The organism is Microbacterium sp. DMC48 (assembly GCF_056313825.1).
Window position 1 is genome coordinate 391,418 of record NZ_JBQUZN010000004.1, and the last position, 17,953, is coordinate 409,370.

The 17,953-nt window shown below is 67.8% G+C and carries 15 protein-coding genes; 7 read left to right on the top strand and 8 right to left on the bottom strand.

The window, feature by feature from the left end:
* Positions 1–17 precede the first annotated feature (17 nt).
* Positions 18–1,397, bottom strand: a complete 1,380-nt coding sequence (gene lpdA / locus ACT53O_RS07145; RefSeq protein ID WP_476151650.1) for a dihydrolipoyl dehydrogenase — start codon at positions 1,395–1,397, stop codon at positions 18–20.
* A complete protein-coding gene (locus tag ACT53O_RS07150) occupies positions 1,394–2,863 on the bottom strand; it encodes a leucyl aminopeptidase (RefSeq protein ID WP_135949824.1) in 1,470 nt (489 codons plus the stop codon). The genes lpdA and ACT53O_RS07150 overlap by 4 nt, the downstream gene beginning before the upstream one ends.
* A gap of 124 nt (positions 2,864–2,987) precedes the next feature.
* On the opposite strand from ACT53O_RS07150, the gene ACT53O_RS07155 reads away from it, so the two are divergent.
* From ACT53O_RS07155 to ACT53O_RS07165, 3 genes are all read left to right on the top strand, one after another.
* Positions 2,988–3,956, top strand: a complete 969-nt coding sequence (locus ACT53O_RS07155) for a proteasome assembly chaperone family protein (RefSeq protein WP_039415941.1) — start codon at positions 2,988–2,990, stop codon at positions 3,954–3,956.
* 206 nt (positions 3,957–4,162) lie between these two features.
* Positions 4,163–5,497 carry an RNA polymerase sigma factor gene (locus ACT53O_RS07160; RefSeq protein WP_112931504.1) on the top strand — a complete coding sequence of 445 codons (1,335 nt, stop codon included), beginning with the start codon at positions 4,163–4,165 and terminating at the stop codon, positions 5,495–5,497.
* On the top strand, positions 5,494–6,195 hold the full coding sequence (locus tag ACT53O_RS07165) for a coenzyme F420-0:L-glutamate ligase (RefSeq protein WP_039415943.1): 702 nt from the start codon (positions 5,494–5,496) through the stop codon (positions 6,193–6,195). Before ACT53O_RS07160 ends, ACT53O_RS07165 begins: the two co-directional genes overlap by 4 nt.
* A 66-nt stretch (positions 6,196–6,261) precedes the next feature.
* Here the strand turns inward: ACT53O_RS07165 and ACT53O_RS07170 are convergent, their stop codons facing one another.
* Positions 6,262–7,287: a sugar-transfer associated ATP-grasp domain-containing protein gene (locus ACT53O_RS07170; RefSeq protein ID WP_039415944.1), complete on the bottom strand. Its 1,026-nt coding sequence runs from the start codon at positions 7,285–7,287 to the stop codon at positions 6,262–6,264.
* A gap of 59 nt (positions 7,288–7,346) precedes the next feature.
* On the bottom strand, positions 7,347–7,565 hold the full coding sequence (locus tag ACT53O_RS07175; protein ID WP_036317645.1) for a DUF7455 domain-containing protein: 219 nt from the start codon (positions 7,563–7,565) through the stop codon (positions 7,347–7,349).
* Between the two features lie 192 nt (positions 7,566–7,757).
* Here ACT53O_RS07175 and ACT53O_RS07180 point away from each other — a divergent pair, with 192 nt between their 5' ends.
* Entirely contained in the window at positions 7,758–9,830 is a 2,073-nt protein-coding gene (locus tag ACT53O_RS07180; RefSeq protein ID WP_039415945.1) for a DNA gyrase/topoisomerase IV subunit B, read from the top strand.
* A gap of 288 nt (positions 9,831–10,118) precedes the next feature.
* Here ACT53O_RS07180 and ACT53O_RS07185 read toward each other — a convergent pair whose 3' ends face one another.
* Positions 10,119–11,042, bottom strand: coding sequence for a sensor histidine kinase (locus tag ACT53O_RS07185; RefSeq protein ID WP_294943646.1), 924 nt, complete (start codon positions 11,040–11,042; stop codon positions 10,119–10,121).
* A gap of 459 nt (positions 11,043–11,501) precedes the next feature.
* On the opposite strand from ACT53O_RS07185, the gene ACT53O_RS07190 reads away from it, so the two are divergent.
* Positions 11,502–12,164, top strand: coding sequence for a response regulator (locus ACT53O_RS07190; protein ID WP_135949827.1), 663 nt, complete (start codon positions 11,502–11,504; stop codon positions 12,162–12,164).
* Between the two features lie 6 nt (positions 12,165–12,170).
* Here the strand turns inward: ACT53O_RS07190 and ACT53O_RS07195 are convergent, their stop codons facing one another.
* Complete coding sequence (locus ACT53O_RS07195) at positions 12,171–14,615, bottom strand: DNA gyrase/topoisomerase IV subunit A (RefSeq protein WP_135949828.1); 2,445 nt, start codon at positions 14,613–14,615, stop codon at positions 12,171–12,173.
* A 72-nt stretch (positions 14,616–14,687) separates the two neighbouring features.
* Between ACT53O_RS07195 and ACT53O_RS07200 the strand changes: the two genes are divergently transcribed.
* Positions 14,688–15,824 carry an alkaline phosphatase family protein gene (locus ACT53O_RS07200; RefSeq protein ID WP_476151651.1) on the top strand — a complete coding sequence of 379 codons (1,137 nt, stop codon included), beginning with the start codon at positions 14,688–14,690 and terminating at the stop codon, positions 15,822–15,824.
* A gap of 28 nt (positions 15,825–15,852) precedes the next feature.
* On the opposite strand, the gene sepH is transcribed toward ACT53O_RS07200, so the two are convergent.
* Positions 15,853–16,893 carry a septation protein SepH gene (sepH, locus tag ACT53O_RS07205; protein ID WP_295778327.1) on the bottom strand — a complete coding sequence of 347 codons (1,041 nt, stop codon included), beginning with the start codon at positions 16,891–16,893 and terminating at the stop codon, positions 15,853–15,855.
* A gap of 247 nt (positions 16,894–17,140) precedes the next feature.
* Between sepH and ACT53O_RS07210 the strand changes: the two genes are divergently transcribed.
* Positions 17,141–17,431, top strand: coding sequence for a DUF4193 domain-containing protein (locus ACT53O_RS07210; RefSeq protein WP_036317658.1), 291 nt, complete (start codon positions 17,141–17,143; stop codon positions 17,429–17,431).
* Between the two features lie 43 nt (positions 17,432–17,474).
* Here ACT53O_RS07210 and ACT53O_RS07215 read toward each other — a convergent pair whose 3' ends face one another.
* On the bottom strand, positions 17,475–17,951 hold the full coding sequence (locus tag ACT53O_RS07215) for a DUF3093 domain-containing protein (protein WP_135949830.1): 477 nt from the start codon (positions 17,949–17,951) through the stop codon (positions 17,475–17,477).
* Positions 17,952–17,953: the final 2 nt, after the last annotated feature.

Sequence of the window (17,953 nt, forward strand, 5' to 3'; positions counted from 1 at the left end):
GGCGGGAAAAGTGGGTGTCAGAGTGCGTGCAGAGGCTTGCCGGCAAGCGCGAGGAATGCCTCGCCGAGCGCCTCGCTCTGCGTCGGGTGCGCGTGCACGTAGGGCGCGATGTCTTCAGGGTGGGCTTCCCAGGCGACGGCCAGCTGGCCCTCGCTGATCAGCTCGCCGACGCGATCGCCGACCAGATGGACGCCGATCACGGGCCCGTCGACCAGTCGGACGATCTTGACGATGCCCCCGGTGCCGATGATCTCGCTTCTGCCGTTGCCGGCCAGGTTGTACTCAGAGACCGCAACCCTGTCGCCGTGTGCGGTTCGCGCGGCTGCCTCCGTGATCCCGACGGACGCCACTTCGGGGTGCGAGTAGGTGACCCGCGGGATGCTCTGCTCCGCGACCACGACGGGTCGGAGGCCGGCGATCTCCTCGGCCACGAAGATCCCCTGCTGAAAGCCACGGTGGGCCAGCTGCAAGCCGGGGACGATGTCGCCGGCCGCCCAGACGTGCGGGACAGATGTGCGGAGGCGCTCGTCCACGCTCACGAAGCCGCGCTCGAGAACCACGCCGGCCTCATCGAACCCCATCCCGGCCGTTGACGGCCCGCGTCCGACCGCCACGAGGAGATAGTCCGCGGTCAGTTCGCTGCCGTCGGACAGGACGATCGAGACGTCGGCATCCGTCTGCGAAACGGAGGCGAAGCGAGAACCGAGTCGAGCGACGATTCCGCGTTTGCGGAAGGCGCGCTCCAGAGCCTTGCTCGAGGCGACGTCCTCTGCCGGCACGAGGTGGTCGAGCGCCTCGACGATCGTGACATCCGCCCCCATCGATCGCCACGCGCTGGCGAACTCGACGCCGATGACGCCGCCACCGAGCACGATGACGGAAGCGGGAACCTCAGCGAGCGCGAGTGCCTCTTCACTGGAGAGGATCCGGCCCCCGATCTCGATGCCCGGAAGCGTACGCGTGTGCGAACCCGTCGCGAGGAGCACGTCGGTTCCGCGATAGGTGACCTCGCCCACCGCGACAGCGGGTCCATCGCCATCGACGACCAGCCGCCCCTCACCGGCGACAACCGTGATCCCGCGTGCTTTGATGAGGCCGGCGAGCCCCGCGAACTTCTTGGCGACGATGCCCTCGCGGAAGGCGGTGACCCCCGCCACATCGATACCCTCGAACGTCGCCGCCACGCCGACGCTCGCCGCATCACGGACAGCGTCGGCGATCTCCGCCGCGTGCAGGATCGCCTTGGTCGGGATGCAGCCTCGATGCAGGCATGTACCGCCGAGTTTGTCCTTCTCGACCAGGACGACCGAGCGCCCGAGCTCGGCTGCACGGATCGCCGCTGCGTATCCGGCCGACCCGCCGCCCAGAACGACGAGATCGGAGTGGTGTGCGGTCATCGTGCGTCTCCTTCGACGAATGCGAGCAGCGAGCGGACGGTCGCCGCGGTGGGCCCCTTGTCCGTCGCGCCGGTCGCGGATTTCGTGCTCCCGCTGCCGGCGATGTCCAGGTGCACCCAGGGGATGCGAGGTGCGTCCGCGTCGTCGGAGACGCGCCCGACGAACCGCTGGAGGAACAGCCCGGCGAACAGCGAGCCTCCCGACGGGTCACCGATCTTCGCGTTGACCAGGTCGGCGATAGGGGAGTCCAGCTCCTCCTCCATGTGAGCCGGCAGCGGCAGCGGCCACGCCAGCTCGTCTGCGGCCTCCGCCGCGTCGAGATATTCGGCGACGGCATCCTCTGAGCCCATGACCCCCGTGTGGCGAGAACCGAGCGCCACCGAGATGGCTCCGGTCAGCGTGGCCACGTCGACGATCACGTCCGGATGCGTGCGACTGGCAGCGACGAGGCCGTCGGCGAGGACGAGCCGTCCTTCGGCGTCGGTGTTCAACACCTCGACGGTGGTCCCGCCCAGAATCCGCAACACGTCCCCGGGCCGCGTCGCGCGTCCCGAGGGCATGTTGTCAGCCAGACAGAGCCATCCCGACACGCGCACCGGAAGACGAAGCTGTGCGGCCGCGCGGACGACGGCGAGCACGGTCGCGGCCCCGGCCATGTCGTACTTCATGCCCACCATTCCCGCGGCCGGCTTGAGCGAGAGGCCGCCGGTATCGAAGGTGATGCCCTTGCCCACGATCGCGACGTGGCGCTCGGCATCCGCGGGTGCGTATTCGAGTCGCACGAGACGCGGGGGGCGGTCCGATCCCTGACCGACACCGAGGATGCCCCCGTAACCGTCGGCGGCGAGCTGCTTCTCGTCCAGGACGACGACGTCCACGGGGAGTTCTGACAGCGCGGCCCGAGCAGCGTCCGCGACATCCTGCGGGCCCAGCCACTCGGCCGGGGTGTGCACGAGGTCCTTGACGAGTGCGGCCGCATCGCCGACGACCTGCGCACGAACCAGCGCCGAGGGGACCGTGGTTCCTTCACCGCGGATGATCACGTGCGACGCACGCGCAGGCGAGGCAACCGACTTGTATCCGTCGAAGCGGTACGCGCCGAGCGCTGCACCCTCCGCGACTGCTCCCCACCCGTCCTCATCGACTCCCGGGACCTCGACGGCCACGGTGTCGAAGCCGGTGGTGGTCCGCAGTGCGGCGCCGACCGCCTCACGCAGGGCGGCGGTGTCGGGCGAGGGCCCCGTGCCGACCACGATCAGGGGCAGTGACGTCGCTTCCGGGGCGTACGCGCGCACCGTGCTGCCGAGCGCACCCGAGTAGCCGACGGCTTCCAGGGCCGAGGCCAGGCCCGGCCACTGCGCGAGCGCCCCGCGATCGTGGTCGAGGGGCGGGAGGGCGAGCACGAGGGCATCGGCCTTCGTCTCACGCAGCGGATCGGTCGTGTACGACAGCTCGGGAAACGCCATGACCTCCATCCTAGGTTTGCGTCGTCCGGGACCGGCGACGCCCGATGGCGGCGAGCCGCGCGCGGCGTGTTCGCTGTCAGCGGCACGCGGGCCTCCGCCTGAGGAAGGCTCGTACAGTTGTCTCATGCCCCTGAGCGGTCCCCTTTACGAGCGTGTGGTGTCGGCCCCACCGGTCCCTGCCGGCCTTCCGCTGGTGATCGTGCTGACGGGCTTCACGGATGCCGGTGGCGCCGTCTCGCAGATGGTGGAGATGTTCCGCGACGACCTCGAGCCGGCTCCGATCGTGAGGTTCTCGGCCGACGTGCTGCTCGACTATCGTGCGCGGCGGCCGACGATCACTTTCGACGCCGACCATCTCGCCGACTACCGTCCGCCCCGGCTGGAACTCTCACTGGCGCACGATGCACTCGGGCAGCCGTTCGTTCTCCTGGCCGGCTACGAGCCGGACTTCGCCTGGGAGGCGTTCACCGAGACCGTCGTGGGCCTCGCCGAAGGACTGCAGGTGTCGACGGTGACGTGGGTGCACGCCATTCCCATGCCCGTGCCGCACACACGGCCGATCGGCACGACCGTGAGCGGGACGCGCGCCGACCTCACACAGGCGCACTCGGTGTGGCAGCCCCACACGCAGGTGCCGGCGACGGTCGGTCATCTGTTGGAGCACCGCTTCGCCCAGAGCGGCGCCTCCGTCGCCGGATTCGTGCTCCTCGTGCCGCACTACCTCGCCGACACGGACTACCCGGCCGCCGCACTCGCGGGATTGGACAGCCTGTCGGTGGCCAGCGGCCTCGTCTTCAACGTCGACGACGTGCGCGAGGAGAACCGGGAGTATGTCGCGAAGGTGGACGACCAGGTGGAGGGCAACGCCGAACTGACCTCCATGCTGCACGCTCTCGAAGAGCGGTACGACGCCTACATGGCCGGATCGAACCTCGGCCAGCCGATCATCCACCCCGGCGATCTGCCCAGCGCGGACGAGCTCGCCGCAGAGCTGGAGCGCTTCCTGGCCGACCGTCGCACCGACGATCACCGCCGGGACGACGACCGCCGCGGCGACGAGTGGCGAGGCGACGACCGCCGCGGTCGACGCTGAGCGGAATGCCCACCGTCCCCGCGACGTTATGGATGCTGTGGGGATCCTGATGGACTGTTGCGCACGGTCTGTCCGATGATGTATGCGACAATGGATCCCTGACCCGTTGTCGAATCGCGGTCGGCTCGTGACGAGGCGACCACGGACTTGACAAGGGTCTTACTCCTGTCCGAAAACCCGACGCCTGCGTCGGTGAAAGGCAAGACGTGACCTCAGGCACGAAGACCACCCGCTCCCGCAAGGTCGAGGAGGAGGAAGCCACGGAGTCCGCCACGGAACAGGCGACGACCACGACCGCCGCCAAGAAGGCGGCGTCGAAGACTCCGGCCAAGTCGAAGGCGGCCCCGAAGAAGGCGTCCAAGAAGACGGCGTCCGATGACGACGAGGAGATCGACGACGACGTCGAGCTCGACGACACCGACATCGAGGACGCATCGGACGACGATTCCGGCGACGACGCCGCCGAGTCATCGACCGGGGCGACCGACAAGAAGGGCGATGACGACGAGGACGATGAGGACGGCACCACGAAGCCGGCCTTCTCCGAGCCCCTTCCCACCGGCGCCATCGTCATCTCCTCGAGCGACGAAGACGATGTCCCTGTCTACTCGACGCAGATCACCGGCGCGACCGCCGATCCGGTCAAGGACTATCTGAAGCAGATCGGCAAGGTGCCGCTGCTGAACGCGGCCGAAGAGGTCGAGCTCGCAATGCGGATCGAGGCGGGACTGTTCGCCGAAGAGAAGCTCTCGCACATGTCGGCGTCGGAGAAGTCCAGCCAGCTCGGCCTGGACCTGCAGTGGGTCGCACGCGACGGCCAGCGCGCCAAGAGCCACCTGCTCGGGGCCAACCTGCGTCTGGTCGTCTCGCTCGCCAAGCGCTACACGGGCCGCGGCATGCAGTTCCTGGACCTGATCCAGGAAGGAAACCTCGGTCTGATCCGCGCGGTCGAGAAGTTCGACTACACCAAGGGCTTCAAGTTCTCCACGTACGCGACGTGGTGGATCCGTCAGGCGATCACGCGCGCGATGGCCGATCAGGCACGCACCATCCGTATCCCGGTGCACATGGTCGAGGTCATCAACAAGCTCGCCCGTGTGCAGCGGCAGATGCTGCAGGACCTCGGACGCGAGCCCACGCCCGAGGAGCTCTCGCGCGAGCTGGACATGACGCCCGAAAAGGTCATCGAGGTGCAGAAGTACGGCCGCGAGCCGATCTCGCTGCACACCCCGCTCGGCGAGGACGGCGACAGCGAGTTCGGTGACCTCATCGAGGACACCGAGGCCGTCGTTCCGGCGGATGCCGTCGGGTTCACCATGCTGCAGCGCCAGCTCGAGTCCCTTCTGGACTCGCTGAGCGAGCGCGAGGCAGGCGTGATCCGCATGCGCTTCGGCCTGGGCGACGGACAGCCCAAGACGCTCGACCAGATCGGCGACACCTTCGGCGTGACACGCGAGCGGATCCGTCAGATCGAATCGAAGACCATGGCGAAGCTCCGTCACCCCTCGCGGTCGCAGTCGCTGCGGGACTATCTCGAATGAGCGCCGAGGTCCCCAATGACGGCAAGGCGCTCACTGTCACCGTCGAGGGGACGACGTTCGCACGGATTCCGATCCGTACGCGCGTCGTCATGCCCGGCGACAGCCTCGATGAGGTGATCGCGGAGTACGCGGCCGACCAGGTGACGGACGGCGACCTGCTGTTCATCACCGAGAAGATCGTCGCGATCACGCAGGGCCGTTCGTACACGCTGGACGAGATCCGACCGCGTCGCCTGGCTCGATTCCTGTCGAAGTACGTGACGAAGACCTCTTACGGCATCGGGCTCGGCATGCCGGAGACGATGGAGATGGCCCTTCGGGAGTGCGGTACCCCGCGCATCCTCTTCGCTGCGGCGATCAGCGCGGTGACGAAGGCGTTCGGACGCCGCGGCGACTTCTACCGCATCGCCGGCGACAAGGCGCGTGCGATCGATGGTCCGACCAACGGCACCATCCCGCCCTACGACCGTGCGGTCGTTCTGGGCCCGACGCGCCCGGCCGAAGTGGCCGCACGCGTCAAGTCGCTGCTCGGCCGGAACGTTCAGGTCGCGGTCGTCGACATCAACGACATCGGCGGGAACATTCTCGGCTCCACACTCGACAGGGCAGGGGAGCGTCAGCTCGTGCGGATCCTTGCCGACAACCCTCTGGGCCAGGGCCGCGAATCCACCCCCCTCGGAATCATCCGGGCGGCGTGAGACCGCGCCGACAGACGCGAAACGCCGGCGACCTCGTGTGAGAGCGCCGGCGTTTCGCGTCGGCGATCAGAAGCCCATCGCGGCGCGGTAGCGAGGAAGGTGACCGTGGCGGATCCCCGTCGCGGAAGGCTTGTTCTCGAAGACACCCGCGCCCCAGTTGCCCTCGACCAGGACCGGTCCGGTGGGGGTGACGACGACGTCCCAGCCGACGTAGCGCACCTCGGGGATCACGAGTGCGACGTCGGTGATGAGTGCACGCACCTCTTCCATCATCGGAAGCCGGTAGTCGGCGATGCGGAAGCCGGTGTCGGGGTGGGTCTCGAAGAGTTCGCCCGCGGTCGAGTAGCCCATGCCCATCGCTCGCCCGTCCTCGTGGAGCGCGGTGTAGAAGCCGCCGAACGACGCCTGGTCGCTGACCTGACCGCGACCGAACTTCTGCGCCATGTTGATGATCTCGACCGTGCCGTCGTCCTTGACGAATGTCGTGACCCGGGTCGTGTTCGCCGTTCCGGGAGCGATGGCTTCCAGGTCCGGGTGCTGCACGATGCGCTCTTCGATGAGCACCTCACCCTTCGCCAGCAGCTCGGCGTGGAACGCGGGCCAATCACTGACGGCGCTCGCATCGTAACGACGAACCCCGAGCCCGGACTTGCTCACCGGGACTTTGGCGATGAACACGGGATGCCGCTGGGCGAAGGCCTCCAGCTCGTCGGCGTTGCCGTCGACAAGCTCCAGCCACTGACGTCCCAGGAAACGGTCGAAGTCGCGGTTGAAGTCGACTTTGTTGTGGAAGCGATGCACCTGGGCGGGATCGTCGTAGCGGTTCGAGAGCTCCAGCGCGAGGGGACTGGTGACCCAGGTCGCCCGTTCGGCGCGCGTCAAGATGGCGAAGTCGAACTCCATGTAGTCGTTGAATCCCACGCGATGTCGCGCGGCCGACCAGAGCATGTCGGCGAACACGAGCGGATAGCTCTTGTCGTGTACGCGAGCGGTGAAACGGGCCCTCTCACGCACCGACGCGAGATCGAAACCGCGCGCACGCTCGAACAGCACCTCGAATCGGTGCAAGAGAGGAAGGCCTCGACGCGTCATGACAGAGTCCTTCCGGGACAGGTGGAGAAGGGGAACTCCGCCAGTCTACGTGGGAGGCCTCAGCGCGCGTCGGCGAGACGAGCCGTCTCGTCGTGCCAGGAGGTCGCGACAGCGCGCAGCTTCTCTTCGTACTTGCGTCCGTGGTGCGCGCAGAACAGCAGTTCGCTGCCGTTGACCTCGGCCGCGATGTAGGCCTGGGCGCCACACGAGTCGCAACGGTCCGTCGCGGTCAGTCGGTACTCGAGGACGTCAGGCTCAGCGGTGGTCGACATGCTCATTTCGGTTCCTCCTCGGTACATGAGATGCGGTGCGATGTCATGACATACAACCACGCCGTGGGGTCAGCAATGCCGCGATCCGGTTACATTTCGCTGTGCGCGTACCCCGCCCCCGCGCTCATCGTCCGCGGTAGTCGGGGCCTCTGTGTGTCGCAGCCGAGGTGTCCGCGGGGCTGGATACGCTTGAGAATTGTGACCGCCGAGTATTCCGCCCACCACCTCCAGGTGCTCGAGGGCCTGGAGGCTGTCCGCAAGCGTCCCGGCATGTACATCGGCTCGACGGACTCGCGCGGGCTCATGCATTGCGTCTGGGAGATCATCGACAACTCGGTCGACGAAGCCCTCGCGGGCTACGGCTCGCGAATCGACATCGTCCTGCACTCCGATGGCAGCGTCGAGGTCCGCGACCGTGCGCGCGGCATCCCGGTCGACGTCGAGCCGCGAACCGGGCTGAGCGGCGTGGAGGTCGTCTTCACGAAGCTGCACGCCGGCGGGAAGTTCGGCGGCGGCTCGTACGCGGCGTCGGGTGGCTTGCACGGCGTCGGCGCCTCCGTCGTCAATGCCTTGTCCGAGCGCCTGGATGTCGAAGTCGATCGCGACGGCAAGACCTATGCGATGTCGTTCCGTCGTGGAGAGCCCGGCCAGTTCGCGGGGCCCGGGCCCGAGTCGCCGTTCACCCCGTTCGAGAAGGCCTCGCAGTTGCGGGTCGTCGGCAAGGCTGCCAAGGGCGTCACCGGAACGCGCATCCGCTACTGGGCCGACCGTCAGATCTTCACCAAGGATGCGACATTCCACGCCGAGGAGCTGGAGCAGCGGGCGCGTCAGACGGCGTTCCTCATCCCGGGTCTGGAGATCGCGATCATCGATCAGCGCGGAGAGGAGATCGTCGAAACGTCCCATCGCTACGACGGCGGCATCTCCGAGTTCGCGGACTTCCTCGCGCCCGATGCGGCGATCACCGACACCTGGCGACTGACCGGGTCGGGGACGTTCACGGAGACCGTGCCCGTGCTGCAGGCGGGCGGAGCGATGGTACCGACCGACGTCGAGCGCGAATGCGAGGTCGACATCGCGTTGCGCTGGGGGACGGGCTACGAGACGGTCACGCGCTCGTTCGTGAACATCATCTCGACACCCAAGGGCGGAACGCATCAGGCGGGCTTCGAGCAGGGCCTGATGAAGGTCGTCCGCAGTCAGGTCGAGCAGAACGCCCGACGCCTCAAGGTCGGCGCGGGGGAGAAGCTCGAGAAGGACGACATCACCGCCGGCCTGACGGCCGTGCTCACCGTTCGCCTGCCCGAACCGCAGTTCGAGGGCCAGACGAAGGAGATCCTCGGCACGCCCGCGGTCCGCTCCATCGTCGCGAACGTGGTGGCCAAGGAACTCGCCGAGCGATTCTCCTCGAGCAAGCGCGACGACAAGGCGCAGACCGCGCTGCTGCTCGACAAGGTCGTGTCCGAGATGAAGGCGCGGATCTCGGCTCGCACGCACAAGGAGACACAGCGTCGCAAGAACGCCCTCGAGTCGTCATCGTTGCCGGCGAAGCTCGCCGATTGTCGCACCTCCGACGTGGAGCAGTCGGAACTGTTCATCGTCGAGGGTGACTCCGCTCTGGGAACGGCGAAGCTCGCGCGTAACAGTGAGTACCAGGCGCTGTTGCCCATTCGTGGCAAGATCCTCAATGTCCAGAAGGCGTCGATCAGCGACATGCTCTCGAACGCGGAATGCGCGGCGATCATTCAGACGATCGGCGCGGGCTCTGGCCGAAGCTTCGATCTCGAAGCGGCGCGTTACGGCAAGATCATCCTGATGAGCGACGCGGACGTGGATGGCGCGCACATCCGCACGCTTCTGCTGACGCTGTTCTTCCGCTACATGCGTCCGCTGATCGAGGCAGGTCGCGTGTACGCCGCCGTCCCGCCGCTGCACCGGGTCATCGTGGTCAATCCCGGTTCGAAGCCGAACGAGACGATCTACACCTACTCGGAGCAGGAGCTGCACACGCTGCTCGCGAAGGTGCAGAAGTCGGGACGGCGCTGGCAGGAACCCGTCCAGCGCTACAAGGGGCTCGGCGAGATGGACGCGGACCAGCTGGCCGAGACGACGATGGACCGTTCCGGACGGCTGCTGCGACGCGTGCGAGTACAGGATGCCGAGGCGGTCTCGGGCGTGTTCGAACTGCTGATGGGCAGCGACGTGGCACCACGTCGCGACTTCATCGTCACCTCCAGTGACCGACTCGACCGTGAGGCCATCGACGCCTGAGCTCGTCCGGACCCTCAACGACGCGGGGCCCGAGACCGATCTGGGGGGATTCGGTCTCGGGCCATCGCCGCGGCTACGGGGGACATCCGGATGACGTCGAGCCCCGAACGGTCTCTTCGTCCCCGAAATCACGGACGTCTCGCGCCGTGCCCTGTGAAGAACCGACTGGGGATCAGTTCTTCGGCTAGCAAAAGGTTAGGCGCGCATAGGCGGCGCCAACGTGAACCATCGGTGGAACCGACTGCGACTTTCGTCTACTTCGACGCGTATGCGTAAGTTTTTTCCTGATCAGCCTGAAAGGGGCAGTGACGCGCTCACGACCCACCCCTGGGATTTCCGTTCCGATTCGAAGGTGCCGCCGAACAGTCGGAAGCGCTCTCGAAGACGCATGATGCCGTAGCCCGACGCCGGGAGTCCGGCGGTGCGCGCCGGCGGTGAGTCGTCGGCGAAGGTGAGGTGCACCCAACCGCGCTCGACGCGGAGAACGATGGAGACCGTGTGGGCGCCGGTGGCGTGCTTGAGCACGTTCGTCGCGCTTTCGCGGATGACACGGGTCAGCGCAACAAGGGATGCACTCGGCAGTCGGAGGTCGGCGGGCACGTCCGCGGTGACCGCGATACCCGCCTGTCCGAGTTCTTTCGTGACCGCGGCGATCGTGCCGGTGATCCCGTCGGGCGACGAGACGCGCTCGGGGGAGAGATTCTCTTCGCCGCGCACCATCCCGAGCACGCGACGAATGTCGGTGAGCGCTTGCACCGCGGCTTCGCGGATCGCCGTCTGCGACTGCGACCGCGTCTGCACGTCTTCGGTGCGGTCCAGGACCGCGGCGTGCAGGGCGACGATGGTGATCTCGTGGGCGACGATGTCGTGCAGCTCGTCAGCGATGAGGTCCCGTTCGTGTTTGAGCTGCTCGGCGACCTCGCGCTCGCTCACCTCGAGTTGTAATGCCAAAGATTGAGCCCTCTCGAACTGTCGCCGGATCGCCAGCCCGATCGAGAGACTGACGAGGCTGAGGAGGGCTATGACAAAGGCGCCGAGGGGTTGGAACCCGGTCTCGGGCCGAGCAAGAACGGCGGCGAGCCATGCCGCCAATGTCACGACGTACACGGCGGTGAGCATCGCGCTGCAGGTGAACGCAACCAGCCCCACGACTGCTGCCCCCGCAAGGAGGCTGTCGGAGACTCCGGTGATGCCGGCGATGAGAGCAGCCACGGAGAGGACGACTGTCGCGACCGGCGGCCGCCACGCGAAGATAGCGACAGCCAACGTGATGGTCGTCGTCACGATTGCTGAAACCACGCTGTTGGCGATTCCCGTACTCGCCCGGAAAAGCGAGTCGATCACAACCGCCGCAGCGACGAGAATAATGACAAGCCGACGCGCCAACGGGCGTAGTGGCTCGTATGCCCAAAAGGGCGTCCGCACATAACGGAGCAGGTTCTGACGGACGGAGGTCACATCGCGATTATCTCGCGAACGCGCCGCCACTTACTTCCAGAGACCCAGCTGCTGTCCGATCCAGTACCACATGTGTTTCACCTCCTGCAATCTCTCGAATCGATTCTTCAAACAGAGGTCATCTCGCACGACCGACGGATGGCTACATCGATAGCGACTTTCGTCGACATCGCGCGGAAAAGAACGAGTACGGGCGCTTCGTAAGATGGTGCTGTGACCGAACCGATTCGCGTGATCATCGTCGACGACGAGTCGCTGGTGCGCGCCGCACTGCGCGTCTTCCTGGACTCCTCGGACGGGTTCGATCTCGTCGGCGAAGCCGACAACGGCATCGACGCGATCGCGCTGGTGCGCAGCGCTCACCCCGATGTCGTGCTCATGGACGTGCAGATGCCCAAGATGGACGGCATCGAGGCCACTCAACGCCTCACGCGTGAGTTTCCCGGTATCAAGATCGTCGCACTGACCACGTTCTCCTCGGAACGGGTGATCGTCCCCATGCTCAGCGCCGGCGCTGCGGGCTTCCTGGTGAAAGACACGTCGCCCGACCGCATCCTCGACGCGGCGCGCCTCGCTCACGAGGGCGGGTACGTTCTTTCGCCGCGCGTCGCGAAGGAGCTCGTCAGCTCGGTGCAGCAGAACGAACCGCCCGCACCGCGCCAGCTCGGCCGCGACGAAGAACTCACCGAACGCGAGCTGGAAGTGGTCACGCTTCTCGCGCAGGGAATGTCCAACGCGGAGATCGCCGCGGCGATGTTCGTGTCCGAAGCGACGGTCAAGTCACACCTCGGCCGCATCACGGCGAAGTGGGGCGTGCGCGATCGCATCCAAGTGCTGATCCGCGCAACCCAGTACGGTCTCGTCTCTCTGGGCTGACGACCGTCAGGCGATCGCCGTGCCGACGGCCGCGACGACCGCATCCAGTGGCTGTCCGGAGGCATCCCGCTTCGCCCCCGGCTCCGGCAGAGTACGCACGGCGCCGTCCGCCGCCAATGCCCGCGGATGCGCACCGATCCAGGCGAGAGTGAGGACGTCCTCGCCCTTCAGAAAGCGCTGAGCGCGCACGCCGCCGGTCGCGCGACCCTTCGGCGGGAACTCATCGAACATCGACACCTTCGCGCTTCCCGCGTCTGTCCCGGCGATCGCCTGGGAGGACCCGGCGATGGTGACGACCACCGCGTCCGCCGGTTCGGTCACCACGTCGAAGGCCACGACGGAGGCTCCCGCGCTCAAACGGATGCCGGCCATGCCGCCCGCCGCGCGCCCCTGCGGGCGCACGCTCGCCGCGTCGAAGCGCAGCAGCTGGGCGTCGGAGGCCACGAAGACGAGCTCGGCGCCGTCGGGGGCGACGGCGGCGCCGACGACGAGGTCTCCGTCCTTCAGCGCGATGATCTCGGCCTCGTGCTTGCCGGGCGCAAGCTCCGAGGTTGCGACACGCTTGACGACACCCTGGGCGGTCCCGAGGGCGATGACGATGTCGCCGAGGGGCACGACGGCCACGACGTGCTCGCCCGATGCCAGGCCGAGGTACTGGTCGGCGCGTGTGCCTGCCCCGAGCTGCACCGCATTCGCCGGCACCGACGGCAGATCGACAGGGGTGAAGCGCACCAGGCGGCCGCGCGTGGTGACCGCGCCGAGCTCGCCCCTCGTGGTCGTGTCGACAGCGGAGAGGATGCCGTCGTGCTTCGCACGCCGTGTCGGAGCGACGATCTCGCCGGAATCACCGAGTTCGGCACGCACCATCCTCCCGGTCGCGGACAGCAGCACCCGGCACGGGGAGTCGGCGATCTGCAGGTCGGCCGCCGCGGCGCTGCGAGAGCGGGCCGCCACGGGTCCGCCGTTGAGCAGAAGCGTGCGGCGGGGTGTGCCGAACGTCTCCGCAGCGGCATCCAGCTCTCGGGCGACCTGCTGACGGAGGAGCACATCGCTGGCCAGCAGCGCCTCGAGGTCGGCGATGTCCTTCTTGAGGGTGTCCTGTTCGGACTCCAGCTCGATGCGGGAAAAGCGGGTGAGACGCCGCAGACGCAACTCCAGGATGTATTCGGCTTGCACCTCGGAGAGGTCGAAGACGCTCATCAACTTCCCGCGGGCCTGCTCGGTGTCGTCAGAGGCGCGGATGACCTGGATGACCTCGTCGATGTCGAGGATCGCGATCAGAAGACCCTCGACGAGGTGGAGACGTTCCTGCTTGCGGGCGAGACGGTAGCGGCTGCGACGCGTGACGACCTGGATACGGTGGTCGAGGTACACCCGGAGGAGGGGCTTGAGGCCGAGCGTCTGCGGCTGCCCGTCGACGAGGGCGACGTTGTTGATGCCGAAGGAGTCCTCGAGCGGAGTGAGCCGGTAGAGCTGCTCGAGCACGGCTGCGGGGTCGAACCCCGTTTTGATGCCGATGACGAGGCGCAGACCGTGATTGCGGTCGGTGAGATCGTTGACGTCCGCGATGCCCGTGAGCTTCTTCGCGTTGACGGCATCCTTGATCTTCTCGATGACGCGCTCGGCACCCACCATGTACGGCAGCTCGGTGACGACGATGCCCGTGCGACGCGGGCCGAGCGACTCGATGGATGCCTTCGCGCGCGTGCGGAAGGTACCGCGTCCGCTCTCGTAGGCCTCGGTGATGCCGTCGAGCCCGACGATGATGCCGCCGCCGGGGAGATCCGGGCCGGGGACGAACTCCATGAGCTCGGCGGTGGTGGCGTCGGGGTTCTCGAGCAGATGGATCGCGGCGGCGACGACCTCGTTGAGGTTGTGCGGAGCCATGTTGGTGGCCATGCCCACCGCGATGCCGGAGGCACCGTTGACGAGCAGGTTGGGGAAGGCGGCGGGGAGGACGGCTGGCTGCTGGAACTGACCGTCGTAGTTGGGCACGAAGTCCACGACGTCCTCGTCGAGGTTCTCCGTGAGAGCGAGCGCGGCCGGAGCCAGGCGCGCTTCCGTGTACCGCGCCGCCGCGGGTCCGTCGTCGAGCGAACCGAAGTTGCCGTGACCGTCGACCAGCGGCACCCGCAGCGCGAACGGCTGAGCGAGGCGCACGAGCGCGTCGTAGATCGCCGAGTCGCCGTGCGGGTGCAGCTTTCCCATCACTTCGCCGACGACGCGCGCACTCTTGACGTGCCCTCGGTCGGGCCGAAGACCCATGTCCGCCATCTGGAACAGAATGCGCCGCTGCACGGGCTTGAGGCCGTCGCGAGCGTCGGGAAGAGCACGCGAGTAGATGACCGAATACGCGTACTCCAGGAACGAATCCTGCATCTCGGCGGAGACGTCGACGTCCTCGATGCGGCCGTGATCTTCGGGGATGGACGCGGTGCGCGAAGCTGCCATGGATCTGCGGTTCCCTCGGTGCTCGGGTGGGCCGGGAAGTGGGGCCGCGCGCCATATGCGAGACTGGCCCCGATGTCGTTCAGCCTACCCGCGGACCCGCCCACAGCCCGGAGCCTCACCGCCATCGTGCCGCAATTGCTTGCGTCACTGTCCGACGCCGGTGACTGGTTCGTCTCGGCCCGGTCGGCGATCCTGGTCCTGGTCGACGGACTCGGGCGCGGCAATCTCACCGCTCGTGCCGGACACGCACGTTTCCTGACGGCGGCGATGACGAAGAAGGATGCCGCGCGCAGCACGTTCCCCTCGACGACGGCCACCGCCCTCACCGGGCTTCTCACCGCGACCGACGCCGGCACCCACGGCATCGTCGGATACCGCGCCCGCATCCCGGGAACCGATGTCGCCCCCAACCAGCTCAAGGGGTGGGAGACCGACGGGCTCGACCCGATGACCTGGCAGCGCGCGCAGCCGCTGCTGGAACGGGAGGCGAACGCCGGTCGGCCCACGTTCGTGGTGAGCAAGGGCCTGTATCGCGACAGCGGCTTCACGCGGGCGATCCAGCGCGGGGCCGAGTTCGTCGGCGCCGCGACCCCGGCCGAGCGCCTCACCGCCGCCGCCGCACGCGCGTCGGCGAACCCGGGCGCGCTCGTTTACGTCTACATACCGGAACTCGACACCCTCGGTCACGCGCACGGCTGGGAATCCGAGCGATGGCTGCGGGGGCTGGAGGAACTCGACGCGGACCTTCGTCGGTTCGAAGCGATGCTCTCGCCGGGCGTCGGCGCGCTCGTCACGGCGGATCATGGAATGGTCGACGTGCCGGCGCATCGGCACGTGCTGCTGCGCGACGGGGACCCGCTGTTGCATGATGTGGCCCTGGTGGCCGGCGAGCCTCGAATGCTGCAGCTCTACACGGCGGACGGCAGCGCCGCGGCCGTCGCCGCGCGCTGGCGTGAAGCCGAGCAGTCGCGCTCGTGGGTGATGACACGCGGGGAGGCGATCGACGCTGGCTTGTTCGGCCTCCACGTGCACCCCGATGTCCGCGATCGCATCGGCGATGTGCTCGTCGCGGCCCGGACGGCGGTGGCCTATTACGACGACCGCGTCGCCGACAAGAAGCCGCAGCGCATGATCGGCCAGCACGGATCCTGGACGGATCAGGAACGCATCGTTCCTCTGATCAGACTCGGTGCCTTCGCGAACGGCTGATCATCCGGCCCCGCGACGCCCCGTCGACTCACCCGTCTTCGGTGCGCGCTCCGAAGACGATCTCGTCCCACGACGGCATGGAGGTGCGCCCCTTGCGGCGCGACGAGTCGCTGATGACGGTGTCTTCGATCGCGGATGCCGTGTCTTCGGCATCCGTCCCCGCTTCGTCATAGCCGGGCTCGAGCGCGTCGAACAGAGCCACGGGGGAGTGCGGACGCTCGGTCGCGGGCTCCTCCTCGGGCATGGGCTCGCGCTGGCCGCGACGGCGGCGCAGCGCCTCGAGCAGATCCGCTGTCTCGGCGGACGTCACCGCGTGATCGGGGGCGCGCTTGATCGCGGCATCCTGGACCGCGGGAGCGACCGGCACCCGCACGTCCGGTCGCGCGATGTCAGCGTCGGGCACGCCGGCGTCGGCGTCCAGACGGCGCGGGCCGAACGCCCCCGAGTCGAAGCGCGAGGCGTCCTTCAGCGGAGAGGTATCGAGCGCGCGCAGGCGGGGGATCAGTCCTTCGGGCAGCGAGCCCTGACGCGAGAGCTGGGTCGCATCGGCGTTGAGCGGAGCGAGACTGCTCCGGCGCGGGTCGAAGCTCCAGCGTGCATCGTGGTCGACGTCGTTCGCGGTGAACTCCAGCTTGACGACCCAGCCGTCCTCGTCCTTCCAGCTCGTCCAGCGTTCGCCGCTCGCCCCCGCCTCGGCGAGCTTCGCACGCACCGCGACCCCGAAGGTCGGCTGCGCCGCGGCATCGAGTTCTCCCGCGATGAGCACCGGGACGGCCAGAGCCTGCCCCACGATGTGCTCACGCTCGGCGAGGACGGGACGTTCGAAGCGCTGCACGTCTTCCAGGCGAGCGCCCAGAAGCTCCGCGACCTCCTGAGCCGACAGCCCGGAACGGATGTGAGCCTGGATGTCGCGGGGGCTCGGGCGCGCCGCACGCGGCTCGCTGTCGCGCTGTGAGCGACGCAGCTGGCTGCGCAGCGTCTCGTCGATCGGCAGCGCGTACCGTTCGCCGGACTCCGTGGCGAGAACGAGGACGCCTTCCTCGGTTCCGATCACCTTGAGCTGTTCCATGCGAAACACCCTCCCGTTCCCTGTTCGGGCACGATTCGATTGCCGGGCCCATGCTGTCACAGCAGTTCGTCGCACTCGGGAATATCGCGGGCGCGCCGCGAGTTCCATGCGACGCACCCGCCGGAAGCGGGCACGCGCACGACGATCATTTGCGAAATCCGAACCCGTCGTGCAAACTATCGCCGCCCCACGTCGGTCCCCCCGGCCGCGAGTCGGCACTTTGGCAACACACCTGGAAGTTGAGAGCATGGCGACCGATTACGACGCCCCCCGTAAGACCGACGACGACAGCGAGTCGATCGAGGCTCTGAAGGAGCGCGTTCCCGACAAGATGTCCGGGGCCGTCGACGTCGAGGATGCCGACAACCCCTCGGGCTTCGAGCTGCCCGGCGCCGACCTCTCCGACCTGGAGCTGGACGTCGTCGTGCTGCCCCCGCAGGAAGACGAGTTCACCTGCATCGAGTGCTTCCTCGTGAAGCATCGCACGCAGATCGACCACGAGACCACCGCCGGCGCCGTCTGCATCGAGTGCGCCTGAAGACCGTCCGCCCGGCGGGATCGGCCCCGCACCGGCGCTGACCTCAGCGCGACTGGGCGCGCCTGATCGCGGCGACGACGCGATCAGGCGTGCGCGTCGAGAACACCCACTCGGTGACGGGGTCTCCGGGATCGATGACGGAAACGCGGACCACGGGGTCGATCCCGCCGCGGAACATGTGCCACGCGGTCGCGGACAGCTGTGGACCGCGCGCAGCACGGGCGTCATCTGCCCACAGCGGCTCGGCGGGGCCGAGCTGATCCACCGGGATATGCGCACGACCGACCCGGAGTTCCCCGGCTCGCACCTCCACGACCGGAGACGCGAAGACGAGCAGGCCGATCAGCACCGCTGCCACGGCGATGCCCGCGGCGAGAGCGATGGTCGCGTCCAGCGGGACGAACACCAGTGCGACCATCGGAGCGATCACCGCCGAGCTGAGCAGCGTCCACAGCGACGGGCTGAGCCGTTCGCGGTAGCGGACGTCGGAAACGGGAGCGGCTGGAGCGGCGATGTGCATTA

What these genes read in the sequence shown, in the direction of transcription:
- lpdA (WP_476151650.1), bottom strand. Translation starts at nt 1,397, where the DNA reads ATGACCGCACACCACTCCGATCTCGTCGTTCTGGGCGGCGGGTCGGCC.
- ACT53O_RS07150 (WP_135949824.1), bottom strand. Translation starts at nt 2,863, where the DNA reads ATGGCGTTTCCCGAGCTGTCGTACACGACCGATCCGCTGCGTGAGACG.
- ACT53O_RS07155 (WP_039415941.1), top strand. Translation starts at nt 2,988, where the DNA reads ATGCCCCTGAGCGGTCCCCTTTACGAGCGTGTGGTGTCGGCCCCACCG.
- ACT53O_RS07165 (WP_039415943.1), top strand. Translation starts at nt 5,494, where the DNA reads ATGAGCGCCGAGGTCCCCAATGACGGCAAGGCGCTCACTGTCACCGTC.
- ACT53O_RS07170 (WP_039415944.1), bottom strand. Translation starts at nt 7,287, where the DNA reads ATGACGCGTCGAGGCCTTCCTCTCTTGCACCGATTCGAGGTGCTGTTC.
- ACT53O_RS07175 (WP_036317645.1), bottom strand. Translation starts at nt 7,565, where the DNA reads ATGAGCATGTCGACCACCGCTGAGCCTGACGTCCTCGAGTACCGACTG.
- ACT53O_RS07195 (WP_135949828.1), bottom strand. Translation starts at nt 14,615, where the DNA reads ATGGCAGCTTCGCGCACCGCGTCCATCCCCGAAGATCACGGCCGCATC.
- ACT53O_RS07200 (WP_476151651.1), top strand. Translation starts at nt 14,688, where the DNA reads ATGTCGTTCAGCCTACCCGCGGACCCGCCCACAGCCCGGAGCCTCACC.
- sepH (WP_295778327.1), bottom strand. Translation starts at nt 16,893, where the DNA reads ATGGAACAGCTCAAGGTGATCGGAACCGAGGAAGGCGTCCTCGTTCTC.
- ACT53O_RS07210 (WP_036317658.1), top strand. Translation starts at nt 17,141, where the DNA reads ATGGCGACCGATTACGACGCCCCCCGTAAGACCGACGACGACAGCGAG.
- ACT53O_RS07215 (WP_135949830.1), bottom strand. Translation starts at nt 17,951, where the DNA reads ATGCACATCGCCGCTCCAGCCGCTCCCGTTTCCGACGTCCGCTACCGC.